The organism is Massilia haematophila, from assembly GCF_042647645.1.
In the GTDB taxonomy this organism is placed as follows: Bacteria; Pseudomonadota; Gammaproteobacteria; order Burkholderiales; family Burkholderiaceae_D; genus Telluria; species Telluria haematophila.
Window position 1 is genome coordinate 557,006 of record NZ_JBHRVV010000001.1, and the last position, 18,226, is coordinate 575,231.

At 65.0% G+C, this 18,226-nt stretch carries 13 protein-coding genes, 2 tRNA genes and 2 pseudogenes; 13 read left to right on the forward strand and 4 right to left on the reverse strand.

Annotated features, from left to right (window positions below):
* Positions 1–49 precede the first annotated feature (49 nt).
* Both ACFOPH_RS02420 and ACFOPH_RS02425 read left to right on the forward strand, forming a co-directional pair.
* Complete coding sequence (locus tag ACFOPH_RS02420) at positions 50–2,098, forward strand: NAD(+) synthase (protein WP_379733237.1); 2,049 nt, start codon at positions 50–52, stop codon at positions 2,096–2,098.
* Positions 2,099–2,124: 26 nt separating this feature from the next.
* Entirely contained in the window at positions 2,125–2,463 is a 339-nt protein-coding gene (locus ACFOPH_RS02425) for a P-II family nitrogen regulator (RefSeq protein ID WP_312549471.1), read from the forward strand.
* A gap of 171 nt (positions 2,464–2,634) precedes the next feature.
* Here the strand turns inward: ACFOPH_RS02425 and ACFOPH_RS02430 are convergent, their stop codons facing one another.
* The 4 genes from ACFOPH_RS02430 to trxB form a co-directional block, all read right to left on the reverse strand.
* Entirely contained in the window at positions 2,635–3,243 is a 609-nt protein-coding gene (locus ACFOPH_RS02430; RefSeq protein ID WP_312549489.1) for a trimeric intracellular cation channel family protein, read from the reverse strand.
* A gap of 86 nt (positions 3,244–3,329) precedes the next feature.
* Positions 3,330–5,537, reverse strand: a complete 2,208-nt coding sequence (locus tag ACFOPH_RS02435; RefSeq protein ID WP_379733239.1) for an ATP-binding protein — start codon at positions 5,535–5,537, stop codon at positions 3,330–3,332.
* A 108-nt stretch (positions 5,538–5,645) separates the two neighbouring features.
* Entirely contained in the window at positions 5,646–6,314 is a 669-nt protein-coding gene (locus ACFOPH_RS02440) for a Smr/MutS family protein (protein ID WP_312549467.1), read from the reverse strand.
* A 10-nt stretch (positions 6,315–6,324) separates the two neighbouring features.
* Positions 6,325–7,281 (reverse strand): thioredoxin-disulfide reductase, encoded by a 957-nt coding sequence (trxB, locus tag ACFOPH_RS02445; protein WP_312549466.1) that lies wholly within the window; start codon positions 7,279–7,281, stop codon positions 6,325–6,327.
* A 185-nt stretch (positions 7,282–7,466) separates the two neighbouring features.
* Here trxB and ACFOPH_RS02450 point away from each other — a divergent pair, with 185 nt between their 5' ends.
* From ACFOPH_RS02450 to ACFOPH_RS02495, 11 genes and pseudogenes are all read left to right on the forward strand, one after another.
* The gene (locus tag ACFOPH_RS02450; RefSeq protein WP_379733242.1) at positions 7,467–10,001 is read left to right on the forward strand and encodes a DNA translocase FtsK; all 2,535 of its coding nucleotides are present in this window, start codon (positions 7,467–7,469) and stop codon (positions 9,999–10,001) included.
* A gap of 95 nt (positions 10,002–10,096) precedes the next feature.
* Positions 10,097–10,732, forward strand: a complete 636-nt coding sequence (gene lolA, locus ACFOPH_RS02455; RefSeq protein ID WP_379733244.1) for an outer membrane lipoprotein chaperone LolA — start codon at positions 10,097–10,099, stop codon at positions 10,730–10,732.
* 123 nt (positions 10,733–10,855) lie between these two features.
* On the forward strand, positions 10,856–11,791 hold the full coding sequence (locus tag ACFOPH_RS02460) for an NADP-dependent oxidoreductase (protein ID WP_312549462.1): 936 nt from the start codon (positions 10,856–10,858) through the stop codon (positions 11,789–11,791).
* Between the two features lie 171 nt (positions 11,792–11,962).
* A complete protein-coding gene (locus ACFOPH_RS02465; protein ID WP_312549460.1) occupies positions 11,963–13,276 on the forward strand; it encodes a replication-associated recombination protein A in 1,314 nt (437 codons plus the stop codon).
* A 114-nt stretch (positions 13,277–13,390) separates the two neighbouring features.
* Entirely contained in the window at positions 13,391–14,686 is a 1,296-nt protein-coding gene (gene serS / locus ACFOPH_RS02470; RefSeq protein WP_312549458.1) for a serine--tRNA ligase, read from the forward strand.
* 107 nt (positions 14,687–14,793) lie between these two features.
* Positions 14,794–14,883: transfer RNA gene (locus ACFOPH_RS02475), tRNA-Ser, on the forward strand.
* A 377-nt stretch (positions 14,884–15,260) separates the two neighbouring features.
* Positions 15,261–15,350 (forward strand) — tRNA-Ser (locus tag ACFOPH_RS02480).
* A gap of 86 nt (positions 15,351–15,436) precedes the next feature.
* On the forward strand, positions 15,437–16,243 hold the full coding sequence (locus tag ACFOPH_RS02485) for a sulfite exporter TauE/SafE family protein (protein WP_379733247.1): 807 nt from the start codon (positions 15,437–15,439) through the stop codon (positions 16,241–16,243).
* 52 nt (positions 16,244–16,295) lie between these two features.
* Positions 16,296–16,463 (forward strand): annotated as a pseudogene (locus ACFOPH_RS25525) (IS481 family transposase); the annotation flags it as partial.
* 438 nt (positions 16,464–16,901) lie between these two features.
* Positions 16,902–18,052: pseudogene (locus tag ACFOPH_RS02490) on the forward strand (IS3 family transposase).
* Between the two features lie 18 nt (positions 18,053–18,070).
* Positions 18,071–18,220 carry a hypothetical protein gene (locus tag ACFOPH_RS02495; protein WP_312550672.1) on the forward strand — a complete coding sequence of 50 codons (150 nt, stop codon included), beginning with the start codon at positions 18,071–18,073 and terminating at the stop codon, positions 18,218–18,220.
* Positions 18,221–18,226: the final 6 nt, after the last annotated feature.

The following is an 18,226-nucleotide window of genomic DNA, read 5'->3' on the forward strand; positions in this document are numbered from 1 at the left end:
CGGTGAGCAGGTCCGCTCCCGCACTGCCTGCTATGCGAAAGACGTCGAGATGAACAACCGATTCTTTAACCTGTATTCACACCAGTTCGCGCGCGTGGCGGTGGCCATTCCACGCTGCCGCATCGCCGACCCGGCCTACAACGTCGAGCAGACCATTGCACTGGCGCGCCAGGCCGCGGACCAGGGCGCGGCCCTGGTCGCCTTCCCGGAACTGGGCCTGTCGGCCTACAGCTGCGATGACCTGTTCCACCAGCGCGCCCTGCTGGACGCCTGCGAGGAGGGCCTGGCCGCCGTGGTCGAGGCCTCGCGCGAACTGCCTGTGGCGATGGTAGTGGGCCTGCCACTACGGGTCAATCACCAGCTGTTCAATTGTGCGGCCGTGGTCGCGGGCGGACGCGTGCACGGCCTGGTGCCGAAGAGCTTCCTGCCGAACTACGGCGAGTTCTACGAGTCGCGCCAATTCAGCGCCGCCGACAGTGCGAATGTCGACAGCGTCGAGCTGTTCGGCGAACTTGTCCCCTTCGGCCCGAACCAGGTGTTCGAGGTCGAGAACTTCCCGCTGCTGCGCTTCCACGTCGAGATCTGCGAAGACGTCTGGGTGCCGGTGCCGCCGTCCTCGTTCGCGGCGATGGCGGGCGCCACGGTGCTGGTCAACCTGTCGGCCTCGAACGTGCTGGTCGGGAAGAGCACCTACCGCCACCAGCTGGTCAGCCAGCAGTCGGCGCGCTGCATGGCGGCCTACCTCTACACTTCGGCCGGACGCGGCGAATCGACCACCGACATGGCCTGGGACGGCCAGTCCATCATCTACGAGAAGGGCGAGCTGCTGGCAGAGTCGCAGCGCTTCCTCGACGAGTCGCACATCATCTTCGCCGACGTCGACCTGGAGCGCCTGTCGCAGGAGCGCATGCGCGCCACCACCTTCGCGCAGTCGGCGCGCCGCCATGCGGACGAGGTGAAGAAGTTCCGCGTGCAGCGCTTCACCCTGGCGCTGCCGCTGGACCGCACGCTGCCTCTGGACCGCGAGATCGAGCGCTTCCCCTACGTGCCGGCCGACCGCGCCTTGCGCGACGAGCGCTGCACCGAGGTCTACAACATCCAGGTTCAGGCCCTGATCCAGCGCCTGTCTTCCAGCGGCATCGAGAAGGTCGTGATCGGCGTCTCCGGTGGCCTGGATTCGACCCACGCGCTGCTGGTCTGCGCCGCGGCGATGGACCGCCTCGGCCTGCCGCGTACGAACATACTGGCTTATACGATGCCGGGCTTCGCCACCAGCGGCCGCACGCTGAAGCAGGCGCACGACCTGATGCGCGTGGTCGGCTGCACGGCCCAGGAAATCGACATCCGCCCGAGCTGCCTGCAGATGCTGAAGGACCTGAACCACCCCTTCGCCGAAGGCAAGGAGCAGTACGACGTCACCTTCGAGAACGTGCAGGCGGGCGAACGCACGAATCACCTGTTCCGGCTCGCGAACCACCTGGGCGCGATCGTGATCGGTACCGGGGATTTGTCCGAACTGGCGCTGGGCTGGTGCACCTATGGCGTGGGCGACCACATGTCGCACTACAACGTGAACGCCAGCGTGCCGAAGACCCTGATCACGCACCTGGTGCGCTGGGTGGCCGAGACCGGATCGGTGGTGGCCGGCGGCGCCGAGGTGCTGCTGAACATCCTCGGCACCGAGATCAGCCCCGAGCTGGTGCCGGGAAAAGAAGGCGACGACAAGCCGGCCCAGATCACCGAAAGCGTGATCGGCCCCTACGAGCTGCAGGACTTCAACCTCTACTACACGCTGCGCTACGGCTTCGCGCCGTCGAAGGTCGCCTTCCTGTCCTACAGCGCTTGGCATTCGCGCCTGGCGGGCCGCTGGCCCGACGAGAACGGCGCGCGCAACGAATACGACCTGGGCGCGATCAAGCGCAACCTCGGCATCTTCCTGTGGCGCTTCTTCAAGACCAGCCAGTTCAAGCGCAGCTGCGTGCCGAACGGGCCGAAGGTCGGCAACGGCGGCTCGCTGTCGCCGCGCGGCGACTGGCGCGCCCCGAGCGACTCGGAAGCGACCGTGTGGCTCGACGAGCTGGCGAAGATCCCCGACTGAACACCATTATTAGAAAAGGAGCAGACATGAAACAGATTACCTGCGTGATCAAACCTTTCAAGCTGGACGAAGTGCGCGAGGCCCTGGCCGACGTCAACGTCACCGGTTTGACGGTCACGGAAGTGAAGGGCTTTGGCCGCCAGAAGGGCCACACCGAGCTGTATCGCGGCGCGGAATACGTGGTCGACTTCCTGCCGAAGGTGAAGATCGAGGTGGTGGTCGACGACGGCATCGTCGACCAGGTGGTCGACGCCATCATCAAGGCCGCGCGCACCGGCAAGATCGGCGACGGCAAGATTTTTGTCCAGGATGTGCAGCAGGTGATCCGCATCCGTACCGGCGAGACCGGGCCGGACGCGGTGTAAGGTCGTTTGGTTTGTCGCTTTTGTAGGGTGGGCTCTTGAGCCCACGCGGTCGAACCGTGAGGGGTCGAAATGCAGTCCGGTAGGCCGATGCATGCGGCGTTCCAGTTGGCGCCGCGTCAGATCGTCGGGTGAAGCCGCGTGGGCACAAGTGCCCACCCTACGAAAACCCGCTCAGCGCCCCATCTGGATATCGAACTTCCAGGTAATCAAGCGCAGCACGCTGATGAACAGCGCGCTGCTCCACAGCGCGAAATCGTGCGACACGCTGGTATACAGCCCCATCAGCAGGAACATCCAGTTCCCGAGAAACGCGCAGATCGCATACGGCTTGCCGTCCCTGAACACCATCGGCACCTCGTTGCAGACGATGTCGCGCAGCACGCCGCCGAAGATCCCCGTGATCACGCCCATCATCGAAGCAATAAACAAGGGCATGTTCGCGTCCAGCGCGGCCGAGACGCCGGCGATCGAGAACAGGCCGAGGCCGACCGCGTCGGCGATCACGATCAGGCGTTCCGAGACGATGTGGCGCAGGGTGCGGATCAGGGGCGATGCAATCAGGGCCAGCACGAAGATGGCGATCGCGTACTCCTGGTGCGTGACCCAGAACAGCGGACGGCGGTCGAGCAGGATGTCGCGCAGGGTGCCGCCGCCGAAGGCCGCGATGAAGGCGACCGTAAACACGCCCACCAGGTCCATGCGTTTGCGACGCGCTTCGATGAATCCGGAAAACGCGCCGACGAGGATCGCCACGATCTCGATGAACTTGATGAGGGTCATGCAGGGCAGGGTGCTGTTGGCATGATGCAAGCCTAACATGCCAACAGCATCGCGCGAAAGTGCGGCGCGTGCTTAGCGCCTATCCCTTAGGTCGGGCCGGCGCGCTCCATCTCCGCCAGCGGCAGGCGCACCGTGAACACGACCTGGCCGTTCTCGTGGCGATAGGCGATTTCGCCCTGGTGCTCGCGCACGATCTGGGCCGCGATATACAGCCCCAGGCCCATGCCGGTGCGGTTGCGCGGGTTGTGCAGCGAGCTGCGCTTGAAGGGGTTGAACAGCGAGGCCGCCACGTCCGGTGGGATCGGGGCGCCGGCGTTCGCCACTTCCAGCACCGCCCAGCCGTGTTCCTGTGTCAGCGTGGTCGCGATCGGACGGCCGACCTCGCCGTGGTGGCGCGCATTGCTGAGCAGGTTCGACAGCACCTGGGCCAGGCGGCTGCCGTCGGCGCGCACGCAGATCGAGCCCGGCTTGGCGAACGAATACGCGATGGTCGGGTAGGCCATGCGCGATTCGTCGATCAGGTCCTCGACCAGGGTCGAGAGGTCGACCGGTTCGAGCACCATGCCCAGCCCCAGGCCGCCGTCGATGCGGCTCATGTCGAGCACCTGGCCGATCAGGCGCTGCATGCGGTTGCTCGAGGACTGGATGCGCCGGCCCAGGGTCGGCTGGGTACTGCCGCGTTCGAGCAGGGTGCCGGCCATGTTGATCGAGTGCAGCGGGTCGCGCAGGTCGTGGCCGAGCATCGCCAGCAGCTGGGCGCGCGTCGATTCCGTCTGCGCGCGGCGCGCGTTCGAGGCGCGCAGCAGTTCGGACTGGGTCAGGCGCGCGTTGGCCAGCACCGTGGCTTCCCACGGATGGGCGTGGCCGCGCACCGTTTCGTGCCAGGCGTCGAAGGAGCCGCGCGGCGTCAGGCGTTCGCCCAGCGGGCCGACCTGTTTCAGCTTTTCAGGACGGCCGCCCCAGGAGATATGCTCGATCTGCTCGGTGCGCAGTAGCAGGCACCAGCCGCCGCCGGGTGGGTCGAAGGGCAGGCCCAGCAGGCCGGCCCATTTGCCCAGCGTGGCCCGCAACTCGGCCGGCCACTCGTCGAGCTTGTCGCGCACCAGGATGTCGCTGGCGTCTTCGGGCAGGGCGCGCACGATCGCCTCGGCGATCCCGCGTTCGATCGGGCCACGGCTGATGATCTTGCCGTTGTGGACGCTCACCAGGGCTTGCGAGCGGGTCGCCGCCAGCAGGGCGTCGCCATGGCGCGCCAGCGCATCGAGCGGTTCCTCGTCGATCAGCAGGGATTCGACCAGCGCGGTGCGCACATTCGCCGACTGCTCGACCAGCTCGGCGTCCAGGCGCGCCTCGATGCTCTGCACGGTCGAGGCCATGACCTGGGCCAGCACGTCGGCCGCCATGCGGATCGCGTGCGGCACCCGCTTGGGGGCCATGTGGTGGCAGGCGATCAGTCCCCAGAGGCGGCCGTTGATGACGATCGACACGCTCATCGAGGCGCACACGCCCATGTTCTGCAGGTATTCGACGTGCACCGGCGACACGCTGCGCAGCACGCCGAAGCTCATGTCGAGCGGCGCCGCGCCCGGCGCGCCCAGCAGGGGTACCGGGGTATAGCCGATGTCGGCGATCATGCGCAGGGTGTTCAGGACGTACAGGCGACGCGCCTGGGCCGGAATGTCGCCGGCCGGATAGCGCTGGCCGAGGTAGGGCACCAGGTCGTCGCGGCGCGCCTCGGCTACCACGTCGCCGCTGTCGTCCGCGCGGAAGCGGTAAGCCATGACGCGGTCGAAATCGGTGAACTCGCGCACCTGGCGCACCGCGGTTTCCAGCAGGCCCTCGATATTGCGCTGGCGGCGCACGCGTTCGATCGAGCTGTGCGCCTTGACCGCGAACAGCGCCACCGTATCGGCCGGGACGTCGCGGCTTTCGAATTCGGCAATGACGCGGCCGTGGCTGCCGTGGACGATGGCGTCGTAGTCGTGATCGTCGAAGGACACCGCCGCCACGGCCGGGGCGCATTCGCCTTCGGCCAGCGCGTCGACGCATTCGGCGATCAGTTCGAGGCAGGCGGCGGGCAGGGGCAGGGCGGCGTAGTCCTGGCCCAGCTGCAGCACGGCCGCGAGCGGCGCGGGGACATTCTGGCTCCAGCCCTCGATGACGCCGCGCGCGTCCATGAACAGCAGGAAGCCGTGCGGCTGGATCGATCCAGGAATGTGGATGGGTTCGTCGGCGCATGACGCCAGGTCGACCTGGCTGGGCGCGGGCATCGGGATGGCCGGAAGCGACTTCAAAGAGTTTCCCTTATGTGAGGGGTTGGCCGAACGAACGGCTACAGTCGCATTCTACAACGCGAATCGGCCCGGGCACTTGGCAGTTTGTTTCAGATAGTTATCTGTAATTTACAAATCCAGCGCCGGCTTGAGCAGCACGATCAGGGCGCCGTTGCCGCCGTCGTTGCGATTGGCCACGCAGAAGGCCACGACCTCGTCCTTCTGCACCAGCCAGCTGTGCACGATCGAGCGCAGCACCGGCTCGCCGCCCGGCGAGCCATAGCCGACGCCGTGGATGATGCGCACGCAGCGCACGCCGCGGCGGGTCGAGCGGCGCAGGAAATCGCCGAGCTGGCCGCGTGCCACGTCGCGCGTCATGCCATGCAGGTCGAGTTCGTCCTGCACCGGCCAGTGGCGCTTGCGCAGCTTTTTCACCACATCGGGACCGACGCCCTCGCGGGCGTAGCTCAGGGTCGGATCGTCGTCGAGCAGGCCGTCGACGTCGAACAGGTCGGACAGGGACTCCTGCAGCACCAGGGCGTCGTCTTCCTCCTGGCTCAGCCTGCGCTGTTCCGGCGTGGCGCGCAGCAGGGCTTCCTGTACCGGGCGGTAGACGTAGCGGTCCGATTCCGGCATCTTGGTGACGCCTTCCATGGCGCCGCGGAACTCGACCGCGCGCTCGCGCGCGATCCTTTCCTGCCGCTCGCGCCTGGCTTGTTCGATGGCGCGCAGGCGCTCCTCTTCCTTGAGCTTGTCGCGCAGGGATTTCAGGTCGCCGAAGTCCTTCATGCCCGCCATCGTGCTTCCTTTATTCCCCCAGGGCTTCCAGGTAGCGCTGGGCGTCCAGCGCGGCCATGCAGCCGCTGCCCGAGCTGGTAATCGCCTGGCGGTAGATGTGGTCCTGCACGTCGCCGGCCGCGAACACGCCCGGTACGCTGGTGGCGGTCGCCATGCCCTCGGTGCCGCTGCGGGTCTTGATGTAGCCGTTGTGCATGTCGAGCTGGCCTTCGAAGATCATGGTGTTCGGCTTGTGGCCGATCGCCACGAACAGGCCGTGCACGGTCAGGTCCTTGGCGGCGCCGTCGACGGTCGACTTCAGCTTCAGGCCGGTCACGCCGCTGTCGTCGCCGACGACCTGGTCCAGGGTGTGGTTCAGTTCCAGCGCAATCTTGCCTTCGGCAACCTTGGCCATCAGGCGGTCGACCAGGATCGGCTCGGCGCGGAACTTGTCGCGGCGGTGGATCAAAGTGACCTTCGAGGCGATGCCGGCCAGGTACAGGGCTTCCTCGACCGCGGTGTTGCCGCCGCCGATGACCGCCACTTCCTGGTTACGGTAGAAGAAGCCGTCGCAGGTGGCGCAGGCCGACACGCCGCGGCCCATGAAGGCCTGTTCCGATTCCAGGCCGAGGTACTGGGCCGAGGCGCCGGTGGCGATGATCAGGGCGTCGCAGGTGAATTCGTGCGAGTCGCCGAGCAGGCGGATCGGTTTTTCGTTCAGGAAGGTCGTGTGGATGTGGTCGAACACGATCTCGGTGTTGAAACGCTCCGCATGCTGCAGCAGGCGCTGCATCAGCTCCGGGCCCTGTACGCCCAGCGGATCGCCCGGCCAGTTTTCCACGTCGGTAGTGGTCATCAGCTGGCCGCCCTGCTCGACGCCGGTGACCAGCATCGGGCTCAGATTGGCGCGGGCGGCGTAGACGGCGGCGCTGTAGCCGGCCGGACCGGAACCGAGGATCAGGACTTTGGCGTGTTTCTTAGTGGTCATGGGGAGCGAAGTAATGATGTGGAAAATGGGAAACTGGGGGCGCGGCGACCAGAATCAAGGTCGCCGGAAACAACAACGATTATAGACGATGATGCGCACGAGCATGAATGATGAGGCCGTCTCGGCAATATATGCCTTAGAATGGATGGATTCCGCATTCCGCGAACAGAACAGCATCACCCAGCATGAGCAAGAAGAGTTCCGCCCCTCCCTCGAACGTCCCCCGCAATCCGGCACGCGCGCCGCTGCCGGGCAGGCTCGCGCGTCTGCTGCTCGAGGCGCGCTGGATCGCCACGGCGGTCGCGTTCCTGTATTTCGTCCTGATCCTGTTGAGTTACAACAAGGGCGACCCGGGCTGGTCGCACGCCAACACGGTGCCGGCGATCGCCAACCTCGGCGGCAGCGCCGGCGCCTGGCTGGCCGACCTGCTGCTGTTCATCTTCGGCTTTTCCGCCTGGTGGTGGGGCGTGCTGTTCCTGCGCGTCGTCTGGCGCGGCTACCGCCGCCTGACCGACAAGAATCCGCAACCGCGCGAGCCGGAACACCAGGACGAGTTCATCATCCGCTGGATCGGTTTCGCCCTGATGTTCGCCGGCAGCGTCGGCCTGGAATACCTGCGCATGTGGTCCTGGGACGTCGACCTGCCGCGCGCGCCCGGCGGCGTGCTCGGCCAGCTGCTCGGCCACGCCTCGCAGGCGGCCTTCGGCTCCACCGGCGCGACCCTGCTGTTGCTGCTGTTGTTCGGCCTGGGCTTTTCGTTGTTCTTCCAGGTGTCCTGGCTGGCGGTGGCCGAGCGCATCGGCGAAACGCTCGAGCTGACGCTGGACTGGTTCCGCCTGCGCATGGAGGACCGCGAAGACCGCCGCCAGGGCGAGGCCGCGGCCGTCAAGCGCGACGAAACCGTCGTCAACGAACGTGCAAGACAGGGCGAGAAGCAGGTCGAGAAGCAGGTCGAGAAGGCGCCGCCGGCACCGGCGCTGCGCGCCGAGCCGCAGCTTGACGCCACGCCGCCGCGCCCGCTTGCGGCGCCGAAGGAACCGCGTTTCGACGTGGACGAGGACTTCGACGTGAAGCCGCTGCCGGCCGCCGCGGCCGCCAGGACGGTGTCGGCTGCCGGTGCCGAGCCGGGCCTGCCTCCGATCAAGATCGAGCCGGCGATGCTGTCGGTGCCGAAGGGCGAACGCGCCCAGAAGGAACAGCAGACGCCGCTGTTCCGCGACCTGCCGGGCGACTCGACCCTGCCGCCGCTGGCCCTGCTGGACGAACCGCCGGCGGCCCAGGAAGTCGTCGGCAACGACACCCTGGAGTACACCAGCCGCCTGATCGAGAAGAAGCTGTCCGACTTCGGCGTCGAAGCCAAGGTCGTGGCCGCCTATCCGGGCCCGGTCGTCACCCGCTACGAAATCGAGCCGGCCACCGGCGTGAAGGGCAGCCAGATCGTGAACCTGGCGCGCGACCTGGCGCGTTCGCTGTCGCTGACCTCGATCCGCGTGGTCGAGACCATCCCGGGCAAGAACTACATGGCGCTCGAGCTGCCGAACCCGAAGCGCCAGATCGTGCGCCTGACGGAAATCGTCGGCTCCAAGGTCTATAACGACAGCGTCTCGAACCTGACCGTGGCGCTGGGCAAGGACATCGCCGGCAAACCCGTGGTGGCGGACCTGGCCAAGATGCCGCACCTGCTGGTGGCGGGTACCACCGGTTCCGGTAAATCGGTGGGCATCAACGCGACCATCCTGTCGCTGCTCTATAAAGCCGACCCGGCCGACGTGCGCCTGATCCTGATCGACCCGAAGATGCTGGAAATGTCGGTCTACGAAGGCATTCCGCACCTGCTGGCGCCGGTCGTGACCGACATGCGCCAGGCCGGCCACGCCCTGAACTGGGCGGTGAACGAGATGGAGCGCCGCTACAAACTGATGTCGAAGCTGGGCGTGCGCAATTTGGCCGGCTACAACGCCAAGATCCTGGACGCGCAAAAGCGCGAAGAGCACATCCCGAATCCGTTCTCGATTTCGCCGGACAATCCCGAGCCGCTCGAGAAGCTGCCGACCATCGTCATCATCATCGACGAATTGGCCGACCTGATGATGGTCGTGGGTAAAAAGGTCGAGGAACTGATCGCCCGTATCGCCCAGAAGGCGCGCGCGGCCGGGATCCACCTGATTCTCGCAACCCAGCGTCCGTCGGTCGACGTGATCACCGGCCTGATCAAGGCCAACATCCCGACCCGCATCGCGTTCCAGGTGAGCTCGAAGATCGACTCGCGCACGATTCTCGACCAGATGGGCGCCGAAACCCTGCTCGGCATGGGCGACATGCTCTACATGCCGCCGGGTACCGGCCTGCCGGTCCGCGTGCACGGCGCCTTTGTCTCGGACGACGAAGTGCATCGAGTTGTAAAACATCTTCAATCGATGGGCGAGCCGAATTACATTGAAGGCATTCTCGAAGGCGGCACGCTGGAAGAGGGCGGTGCCGGCGGCGACGGCGCCATGGCCGGCGAAGGCGGCGGCGAGTCCGACGCCATGTACGACCAGGCCGTGGCCGTGGTGCTGAAGCACCGCCGCGCCTCGATCTCGCTGGTCCAGCGCCACCTGCGCATCGGCTACAACCGCGCCGCGCGCCTGCTCGAACAGATGGAGCAGAGCGGCGTGGTGTCGACGATGCAGTCGAACGGCAACCGCGACATCCTGGTGCCAGCCGCCAGCGCCGAGTAATCGGGGTGCAACGGGTTTCGTAGGGTGGGCTCTTGAGCCCACGCGGTCGTACCTTCGAACACCCCACCGTAAAAAGGATCACGATGAACAAGAACATGAAAACGTCTCTCGCCGCATTGCTCACCGCCACCCTGGCCGCCTCTGTCTTCGTCAGCGGCGCCGCCCACGCCGCCGCCCTCGACCAGTTCAAGGCCTTCGTCTCCGGCACCAAGTCCGCCAAGGGCGAATTCACCCAGCAGCAAGTGCGCAAGTCCGCCAACAGCAAGGCCACCCCGGCCTCGAGCGGCAGCTTCGTCTTCGCCCGTCCCGGCAAATTCATCTGGAACTACCAGAAGCCCTACGAGCAGCTGCTGCAGGCCGACGGCGACCAGCTCTACATCTACGACAAGGACCTGAACCAGGTCACGATCAAGAAGCTGGGCAATGCGCTGGGTTCCTCGCCGGCAGCGATCCTGTTCGGCAGCAATGACCTGGAAAAGAACTTCACCCTGTCCGAGGCCGGCACCCGCGACGGCCTCGAATGGCTGAACGCCGTGCCGAAGGCGCGCGACACCACCTTCGAACAGATCAGCATCGGCCTGCGCGACGGCACGCCGCAGGCGATGGAACTGAAGGACACCTTCGGCCAGACCTCGGTGCTGAAGTTCACCAACTTCCAGCGCAACCCGTCGCTGGGCGCCCAGCAGTTCAAGTTCGAGATCCCGAAGGGCGCGGACGTCATCAATAACTAAACATTTGTTCTCGCGCGCTCAACAATTGTTGGGTGTCGCTTTGACTCCACCTCATGCGGAACAGGGCTCCTTCGGGCAGGCCGTAGAATCGGTCCACGATCAACGGCTACGCGAGGAATCCCCATGAAGGCAGTCCGCATCCATCAGTATGGAGGACGCGAGGTCCTCTCCATCGACGATATCCCGGTCCCGACCATCGCCCCGGACGAGGTGCTGGTGCGGGTCGTGGCCGCCTCCATCAACCCGGTCGACTGGAAAGTGCGCGAGGGCTACCTGGCGCAGATGATCCCGCACGCGCTGCCGCTGACCCTCGGCTGGGACGTGTCCGGCGTGGTCGAGCAGGTCGGCGCCCAGGTCACGGATTGGCAGGTCGGCGACGCCGTCTTTTCGCGCCCCGATCTCGCCCGCAACGGCACTTACGCCGAGTACGTCGCGATCCGCGCGGGCGAATGCGCGCGCAAGCCGCGCACCATCTCGCACGTGGAAGCGGCCTCGCTGCCTCTGGCCGGCATCACGGCCTGGGAAGCGATGATGGACGCCGCCAAGGTAGGGCCGGGCCAGCGCGTGCTGGTCCAGGCCGGCTCCGGCGGCGTCGGCTCGCTCGCGATTCAGCTGCTGAAAGCCGCCGGCGCCACCGTCATCGCCACCGCGTCAAGCCGCAACCGCGCGCTGGTGGAGTCGCTCGGCGTGGACCAGTTCGTGGACTACACGGCGACGAAAGTGGCCGATGCGGTGGCGCCGGTCGACGCCGTGTTCGACACCATCGGCGGCGAGGTGCAGGAAGCGGCCTGGGACATCCTGAAGCCGGGTGGCATCCAGGTCTCGATCATCAGCCCGCCCAGCGAGGAAAAAGCGGCACGGCTGGGCGTGCGCGCCGGCTTCGTCTTCATCGGGCCGAACGCGCCGGTGCTCGAGCGGCTGGCGGACATGGTCGACGGCGGCCGGTTGCGTCCGATCGTGGGCGCCGAGTTCGCGCTGGAAGACATCGCCGCCGCGCATGCGCTCAGCGAAAGCGGACGGGCGGTGGGCAAGATCGTGCTCTACGTGGGCAAGCCCTGAGCCTGGTGTCATGAAGGTTGCGCTGCCGCTTGCGCCTGCGTCTGCATCAAGTGTGCGCGCCGTCACGCGGGCGTAGCGCCCTCGCGGCGGCTGCGCGCATCGGCTACACTAGCCGCATGCACAACACTTTGCACCCGAACCATGCTGTTGCGCGGCGCGCCGGAGGCCGCCGTGGATGATCTTTTCAAGAACGAGCCCGCGCCCCCGCTGGCCGAGGCGCTGCGCCCGCGCACCATCGGCGAAGTCATCGGCCAGAGCCACCTGCTGGGCGAGGGCAAGCCGCTGAACCTGGTGTTCAAGTCGGGCAAGCCGCATTCGATGATCCTGTGGGGGCCGCCGGGCGTCGGCAAGACCACGCTGGCGCGCCTGACGGCCTACGCCTTCGATTGCGAATTCATCGCCTTGTCCGCCGTGCTGTCGGGCGTGAAGGATATCCGTGCCGCCGTCGAGCAGGCCGAGCAATACCTGGCGCGCGGCAAGCACACGATTCTCTTCATCGACGAGATCCACCGCTTCAACAAGTCGCAGCAGGACGCCTTGCTGCCTTTCGTCGAGTCGGGCCTGGTCACGCTGATCGGCGCCACCACCGAGAACCCGTCGTTCGAGGTCAACTCCGCGCTGCTGTCGCGTTCCCAGGTCTACGTGCTGAAAGCACTGAACGAGGACGAGATGCGCCAGCTCCTCAAGCGCGCCCAGGAGCGGGTGCTGAAGCACCTCAGTTTTGATGAAGTGGCGGTGAACACCCTGGTCGGCTATGCCGACGGCGATGCGCGCCGCTTCCTGAACCTGCTCGAGCAGACCAAGACCTCGGCCGAGACCTCGGGCATCACGACGATTACCGGCGACTTCGTCGACAACGCGCTCACGCTCAATTCGCGCCGCTTCGACAAGGGCGGCGACAATTTCTACGACCAGATCTCGGCCCTGCACAAGTCGGTGCGCGGCTCGCATCCGGACGCGGCCCTGTACTGGCTGTGCCGCATGCTCGATGGCGGCGCCGACGCCAAGTACCTGTCGCGCCGCATCGTGCGCATGGCCTGGGAAGACATCGGTCTCGCCGATCCGCGCGCCCTGCAGATCGCCAACGACGCCGCCACCACCTACGAGCGCCTGGGCTCGCCCGAAGGCGAACTGGCGCTGGGACAGGCCGTGGTGTACCTCGCGATCGCGGCCAAGAGCAATGCCGGCTACAACGCCTTCAATGCCGCCATGGCGTTTGTCCGTAAGGACAGGTCACGCGAGGTGCCGGTGCACCTGCGCAATGCGCCGACCAAGCTCATGAAAGAGCTCGGCTACGGCCACGCGTACCGCTACGCCCACGACGAGCCGCATGCCTATGCGGCCGGCGAAACCTACCTGCCCGAGGGCATGCCCGAGCCGGGCTGGTACCAGCCGGTGCCGCGCGGGGTGGAAGCGAAGATCGCGGACAAGCTGGCTTTCCTGCGCCAGCTCGACGCCGATGCACAGGACGATGTGCAGGGGTGAAGTGGGCAGGGCGGGCTTCCTGTGCATGCACCGCAAATCGATGACCGAATCATCCAAATAAATCGGGTCGGCTTGGTACAATTGTGGTTTCGACATAGCCAAGTCCAACCCGACATGATTGACATCCAACTTCTCCGCAAAGACATCGACAACGTCGCCACCCGCCTGGCGGCCCGCAAGTTCCAGCTCGACGTGAACGCCTTCAACGCGCTGGAAGCGGAGCGCAAGGCGATCCAGACCCGCACCGAGGAACTGCAGGGCAAGCGCAACTCGCTGTCCAAGCAGATCGGCATGCTCAAGGGCAAAGGCGAGGACACCACTAGCGTGATGGCGGAAGTGGCCGGCCTGGGCGACGAACTGAAGGCCAACGAAGTCGCGCTGGGCGAGGTGCAGCGCAAGATGGCCGAGTTCATGGCGTCGATCCCGAACCTGCCGCACGAATCCGTGCCGGCCGGCCAGGACGAAACCGGCAACGTCGAGGTGCGCAAGTTCGGCACCCCGCCAAGCTTCGATTTCGAAGTGAAGGACCACGTCGACATCGGCGAGAAGCTGGGCCTGGACTTCGACACCGCGACCAAGCTGACCGGCTCGCGCTTCTCGGTCATGAAGGGCGGCATCGCGCGCCTGCACCGCGCGCTGGCCCAGTACATGCTCGACACCCACACCGAAAAGCACGGCTACACCGAGTGCTACACCCCTTACATGGTCAACGCCGACTCGCTGCGCGGCACCGGCCAGCTGCCGAAGTTCGAAGCCGACCTGTTCTCGGTGAAGAAAGGCGGCGCGGAAGGCGAGGGCGAGAACTTCTACCTGATCCCGACCTCCGAGGTGACGCTGACCAACGTGGTGCGCGACGAGATCGTCCCGCTCGACACGCTGCCGATCCGCATGACCGCCCACACCCCGTGCTTCCGCTCGGAAGCGGGCAGCTACGGCCGCGACACCCGCGGCATGATCCGCCAGCACCAGTTCGACAAGGTCGAGCTGGTGCAGATCGCCCATCCGGAGCATTCCTACGCTGCGCTGGAAGAGATGGTCGGCCAGGCCGAGTTCATCCTGCAAAGCCTGGGCCTGCCTTACCGCGTGATGTCGCTGTGCACCGGCGACATGGGCTTTGGCGCCGCCAAGACCTACGACCTGGAAGTCTGGCTGCCGGCCCAGAACACCTACCGCGAGATTTCCTCGCTGTCGAACATGGAGGCCTTCCAGGCCCGCCGCATGGCCGCGCGCTTCCGCAATGCCCAGAACAAGCCCGAGCTGCTGCACACGCTCAACGGCTCGGGCCTGGCGGTCGGCCGCACCCTGGTGGCGGTGCTGGAGAACTTCCAGCAGGCCGATGGCAGCGTGATCGTTCCGGAAGTGCTGCGTCCCTACATGGGTGGCCTGGAGCGCCTGGCGCCGGCGGCCTGAGGCCGTTGTGACGGACGGAGTCGATTCGACGCGAATTGGCTCTTCCGTTTTTGCAAGAGCATCGCTATAATGCGTGTCTCTTGCAGCGACCGCGCCGCACCGAATTAGGAGAGGTGGCAGAGTGGTCGAATGTACCTGACTCGAAATCAGGCGTACGGGTGACCGTACCGTGGGTTCGAATCCCACCCTCTCCGCCAGTAAATGAAAAAGGCCCCAATCGGGGCCTTTTTTATTTTCTGGCGGAGAGGAGCAGAGCCCCTGCGGGCTCTGCGTGTGGGATTCGAAGGGTTGCGCGTACTCGCGCAACCGCGGCCCGCGGCACGTGGGCGAATCCCACCCCCATGCGACCGCAGGGAGCCTAAATTGCTTTTCGGCTTTTCGGCTTTTCGCAGTTCGCTTTGGGTTGCGCAGTTCGCTTTCGAATTTGGGCAGTTGAGCCAGCCATCTCCGACTTCCGGCACCCCGCAGCCATCCCCAAAAAAATTTACACCCAGAACATCTTTCCCCTTCCCACAACCACCAAACCTTCGCTATAATGCGGCCTCGCTTGCAACGACCGCAACGCACCGAATAAGGAGAGGTGGCAGAGTGGTCGAATGTACCTGACTCGAAATCAGGCGTACGGGTGACCGTACCGTGGGTTCGAATCCCACCCTCTCCGCCAGTAGTAAGAAAAAGGCTCCCGACCGGGAGCCTTTTTTGTTTTCGGACGCCGCGCGATTGCGCCAACCAGCAGGGCCGTCCCCCCATATGCAACTCGCCATCCCCGCCATCCTCCTCAACACCGCCCTCGGCGCCGGCCTGGGCTTTGCCGGCGGCCTGCTCGGCATCGGCGGCGGCCTGATCGCCATCCCGATGCTGGCCTGGCTGTACGGCATGGACCAGCACCTGGCCCAGGGCACGGCCCTGGTCATGATCGCGCCAAACGTCCTGATCGGCTTTTACCGCTACCACCAGAAGCACCGCATCGACCTGCGCGCGGTGGCCGCGATCAGCGTGTTCTCGATGATCGCCGCCTACGTGTCCGGGCGGCTGGCGAGCGGCATCGATGCCGCGCTCCTGCGCATCGCCTTCGCCCTGTTCCTGCTCGCGCTGGGCCTGTACTTCGGCCTCGACCTGCTGCGCAGGCGCCTGGCAGGCAAGGGCGCCGCGGCATCGCCGTCACCGCCGGCACCGCGCGCACCGCGCGAGCTCTCGTCCGCTTCCTTGCCCATGCTGGGCATCGCCAGCGGCGCCATGTCGGGCATCTTCACCATCGGCGGCGGCCTGGTGGTGGTGCCGGCCCTGGTCGGCCTGTTCCGCATGGAGCAGACCCGCGCCCAAGGCATGGCGCTGGCCCTGGTCGTGCCCAGTTCGCTGATCGCCCTGTTCGCCTATGCTCAGGGCCAGCACGTGGCCTGGGCCATCGGCCTGCCGATGGCCGTGGGCGGCATTGCCAGCGTCTCGGCCGGCGTGGCCCTGGCCCACCGCTTCCCGCCGGCGCGCCTGCGCCTGCTGTTTTGCGCGGTGCTGGTCGGGACCGCTGTAACGATGCTGGTCGAGGCGCGGCCGTTCTAGATTGCCGGGTCAAGCAGTCCAGGCAGTCAATCGCACCAGGAGCAGCGACACGATCGGTTGGCGCATTCATCCGCAATCCGGTATCACCCCGAAAATTCGGCAGGAACTCAACGATTCGGGCCTGTCGGATCGGCAGGCTACGACGGTCTTCGGCGTCGCGCAGGCCACGGCGGCGAAGTGGTTCAAGCCGGACAACGCGCACGACCGAGCATGCCAAGCTTGCATACGACCTTTGAGCGTAGCCTAAGTATGGCGGCTCGGCAGGAATCGAAGACGGCATTCTGCCATTCGGACGCTAATCGGGATCGGTCGACGATTAAGAGCGCCTAACAAAACGTCCATGGCTGCGTTGCATCGTCTCGCCGTACGCTCGTACTGTCTTCGACGCTGCGCCTTGCCCTGGACGTTTTGTTAGGTGCTCTAAATCAGCGCTTCCCTAAAATCTTGGATTTACCCGAATGGAATTGCTCAAAATCAAGGCTCTCGTTAGTATGATTGCTCATCTAGTAATCGGGGTGTCTGAATGATTCGCCGTCTTGCAATCACGTGCATATTTTTTTGCCAAGCTGTCGAGCTCGTATCCGACGGGTGTCCGCAGTGAATCGCCACGACTAACGTAGACACTCCTGAGCCATAATGTCGGGCACAAGGAGAAGATATGAGCGGTAAGCGGTACACAGAGGAATTCAAGATTGCAGCGGCCAAGCAGGTGGCGCAGGGCGGTCACCCAGCAAGCGAAGTAGCGGCCCGACTTGGGGTAAGTATCCATAGCCTGTACGCCTGGACGAAGCGTTACGGCGTGCCTGAGGCAGAGCGCAAGGCTGTCGATGCCCAGTCCGAGGAGATGCGGCGCCTGAAGGCCGAGCTCAAGCGCGTCACGGAGGAGCGTGACATATTGAAAAAGGCCGCGGTGTACTTTGCCAAGACGTCCGGGTAAGGTACACCTTAATTGTTGAGTTGCAGGACTAATTTCCGGTGCGCCGGCTGTGCAAAGTGCTCGAGGTGCATCCGAGTGGCTTTTATGCCTGGCGCCTGAACCCTGAAAGTAAGCGCACCAGGGAAGACAAGCGCCTTCTGGTTCCTATCAAGGAATCGTGGCTGGAAAGCGGCAGCGTGTACGGTTACCGTAAAGTCAGCGACGATCTGCGCGAGCTCGGTGAACAATGCGGTATCAATCGCGTCCACCGTCTGATGAGGTCGGCCGGGATTCGTTCGCAAACAGGCTACGCCAAACGGAAATACAAACGCGGCGGCGCCCCTTCGCTGGTAGCACCTAACCATCTACAGCGCCAGTTCGACGTGCAGGAACCGAATCGGGTCTGGGTGACGGACATTACGTACATCCGCACTTACGAAGGCTGGCTCTATCTGGCTGTCGTACTGGACCTGTTTTCGCGCCAGGTGGTTGGCTGGTCGATGAGTTCTCGAATCGATCGCGAGCTGGCGATGAATGCGCTCTTGATGGCCGTCTGGAGGCGGCAGCCCAAGAATACAGTGATGGTGCATTCCGATCAGGGCAGTCAGTTCAGCAGCTATGACTGGCGCGACTTCCTGGACCAGCACAATCTGCAGCAAAGCATGAGCCGACGCGGGAACTGCCACGATAACGCCGTCGCCGAGAGCTTTTTCCAGCTCTTAAAACGGGAACGAATCCGACGCAAGACTTACGGCACCCGGGAAGAGGCAAGGCAGGATGTCTTCGATTACATCGAGATGTTTTACAATCCAAAGCGCCGGCACAGCTTCAGCAATGACTTGTCGCCGGTCGAATATGAAAAGCAGTATTTCCAGCGGCTCGCGAGTGTCTAGAAAACTCGTGGCGATTCAATGCTCGCCATCCTGGAGCAGCAAAAAAATCAGACCGATCCGCAAAAGCTGAAAGCGCTCAAGGAGGAAGAGGAAAATGAAATGAGCCGCCATCAAGACGCGGTGGCCGGGGTGTGCAGGAAAATTTGCTCGGGTAACCCCGACAATTGAGTTATC

What these genes read in the sequence shown, in the direction of transcription:
- ACFOPH_RS02420 (WP_379733237.1), top strand. Translation starts at nt 50, where the DNA reads ATGAACAACCGATTCTTTAACCTGTATTCACACCAGTTCGCGCGCGTG.
- lolA (WP_379733244.1), top strand. Translation starts at nt 10,097, where the DNA reads ATGAAAACGTCTCTCGCCGCATTGCTCACCGCCACCCTGGCCGCCTCT.
- ACFOPH_RS02425 (WP_312549471.1), top strand. Translation starts at nt 2,125, where the DNA reads ATGAAACAGATTACCTGCGTGATCAAACCTTTCAAGCTGGACGAAGTG.
- trxB (WP_312549466.1), bottom strand. Translation starts at nt 7,281, where the DNA reads ATGACCACTAAGAAACACGCCAAAGTCCTGATCCTCGGTTCCGGTCCG.
- ACFOPH_RS02485 (WP_379733247.1), top strand. Translation starts at nt 15,437, where the DNA reads ATGCAACTCGCCATCCCCGCCATCCTCCTCAACACCGCCCTCGGCGCC.
- ACFOPH_RS02430 (WP_312549489.1), bottom strand. Translation starts at nt 3,243, where the DNA reads ATGACCCTCATCAAGTTCATCGAGATCGTGGCGATCCTCGTCGGCGCG.
- ACFOPH_RS02450 (WP_379733242.1), top strand. Translation starts at nt 7,467, where the DNA reads ATGAGCAAGAAGAGTTCCGCCCCTCCCTCGAACGTCCCCCGCAATCCG.
- ACFOPH_RS02440 (WP_312549467.1), bottom strand. Translation starts at nt 6,314, where the DNA reads ATGGCGGGCATGAAGGACTTCGGCGACCTGAAATCCCTGCGCGACAAG.
- serS (WP_312549458.1), top strand. Translation starts at nt 13,391, where the DNA reads ATGATTGACATCCAACTTCTCCGCAAAGACATCGACAACGTCGCCACC.
- ACFOPH_RS02460 (WP_312549462.1), top strand. Translation starts at nt 10,856, where the DNA reads ATGAAGGCAGTCCGCATCCATCAGTATGGAGGACGCGAGGTCCTCTCC.
- ACFOPH_RS02495 (WP_312550672.1), top strand. Translation starts at nt 18,071, where the DNA reads ATGCTCGCCATCCTGGAGCAGCAAAAAAATCAGACCGATCCGCAAAAG.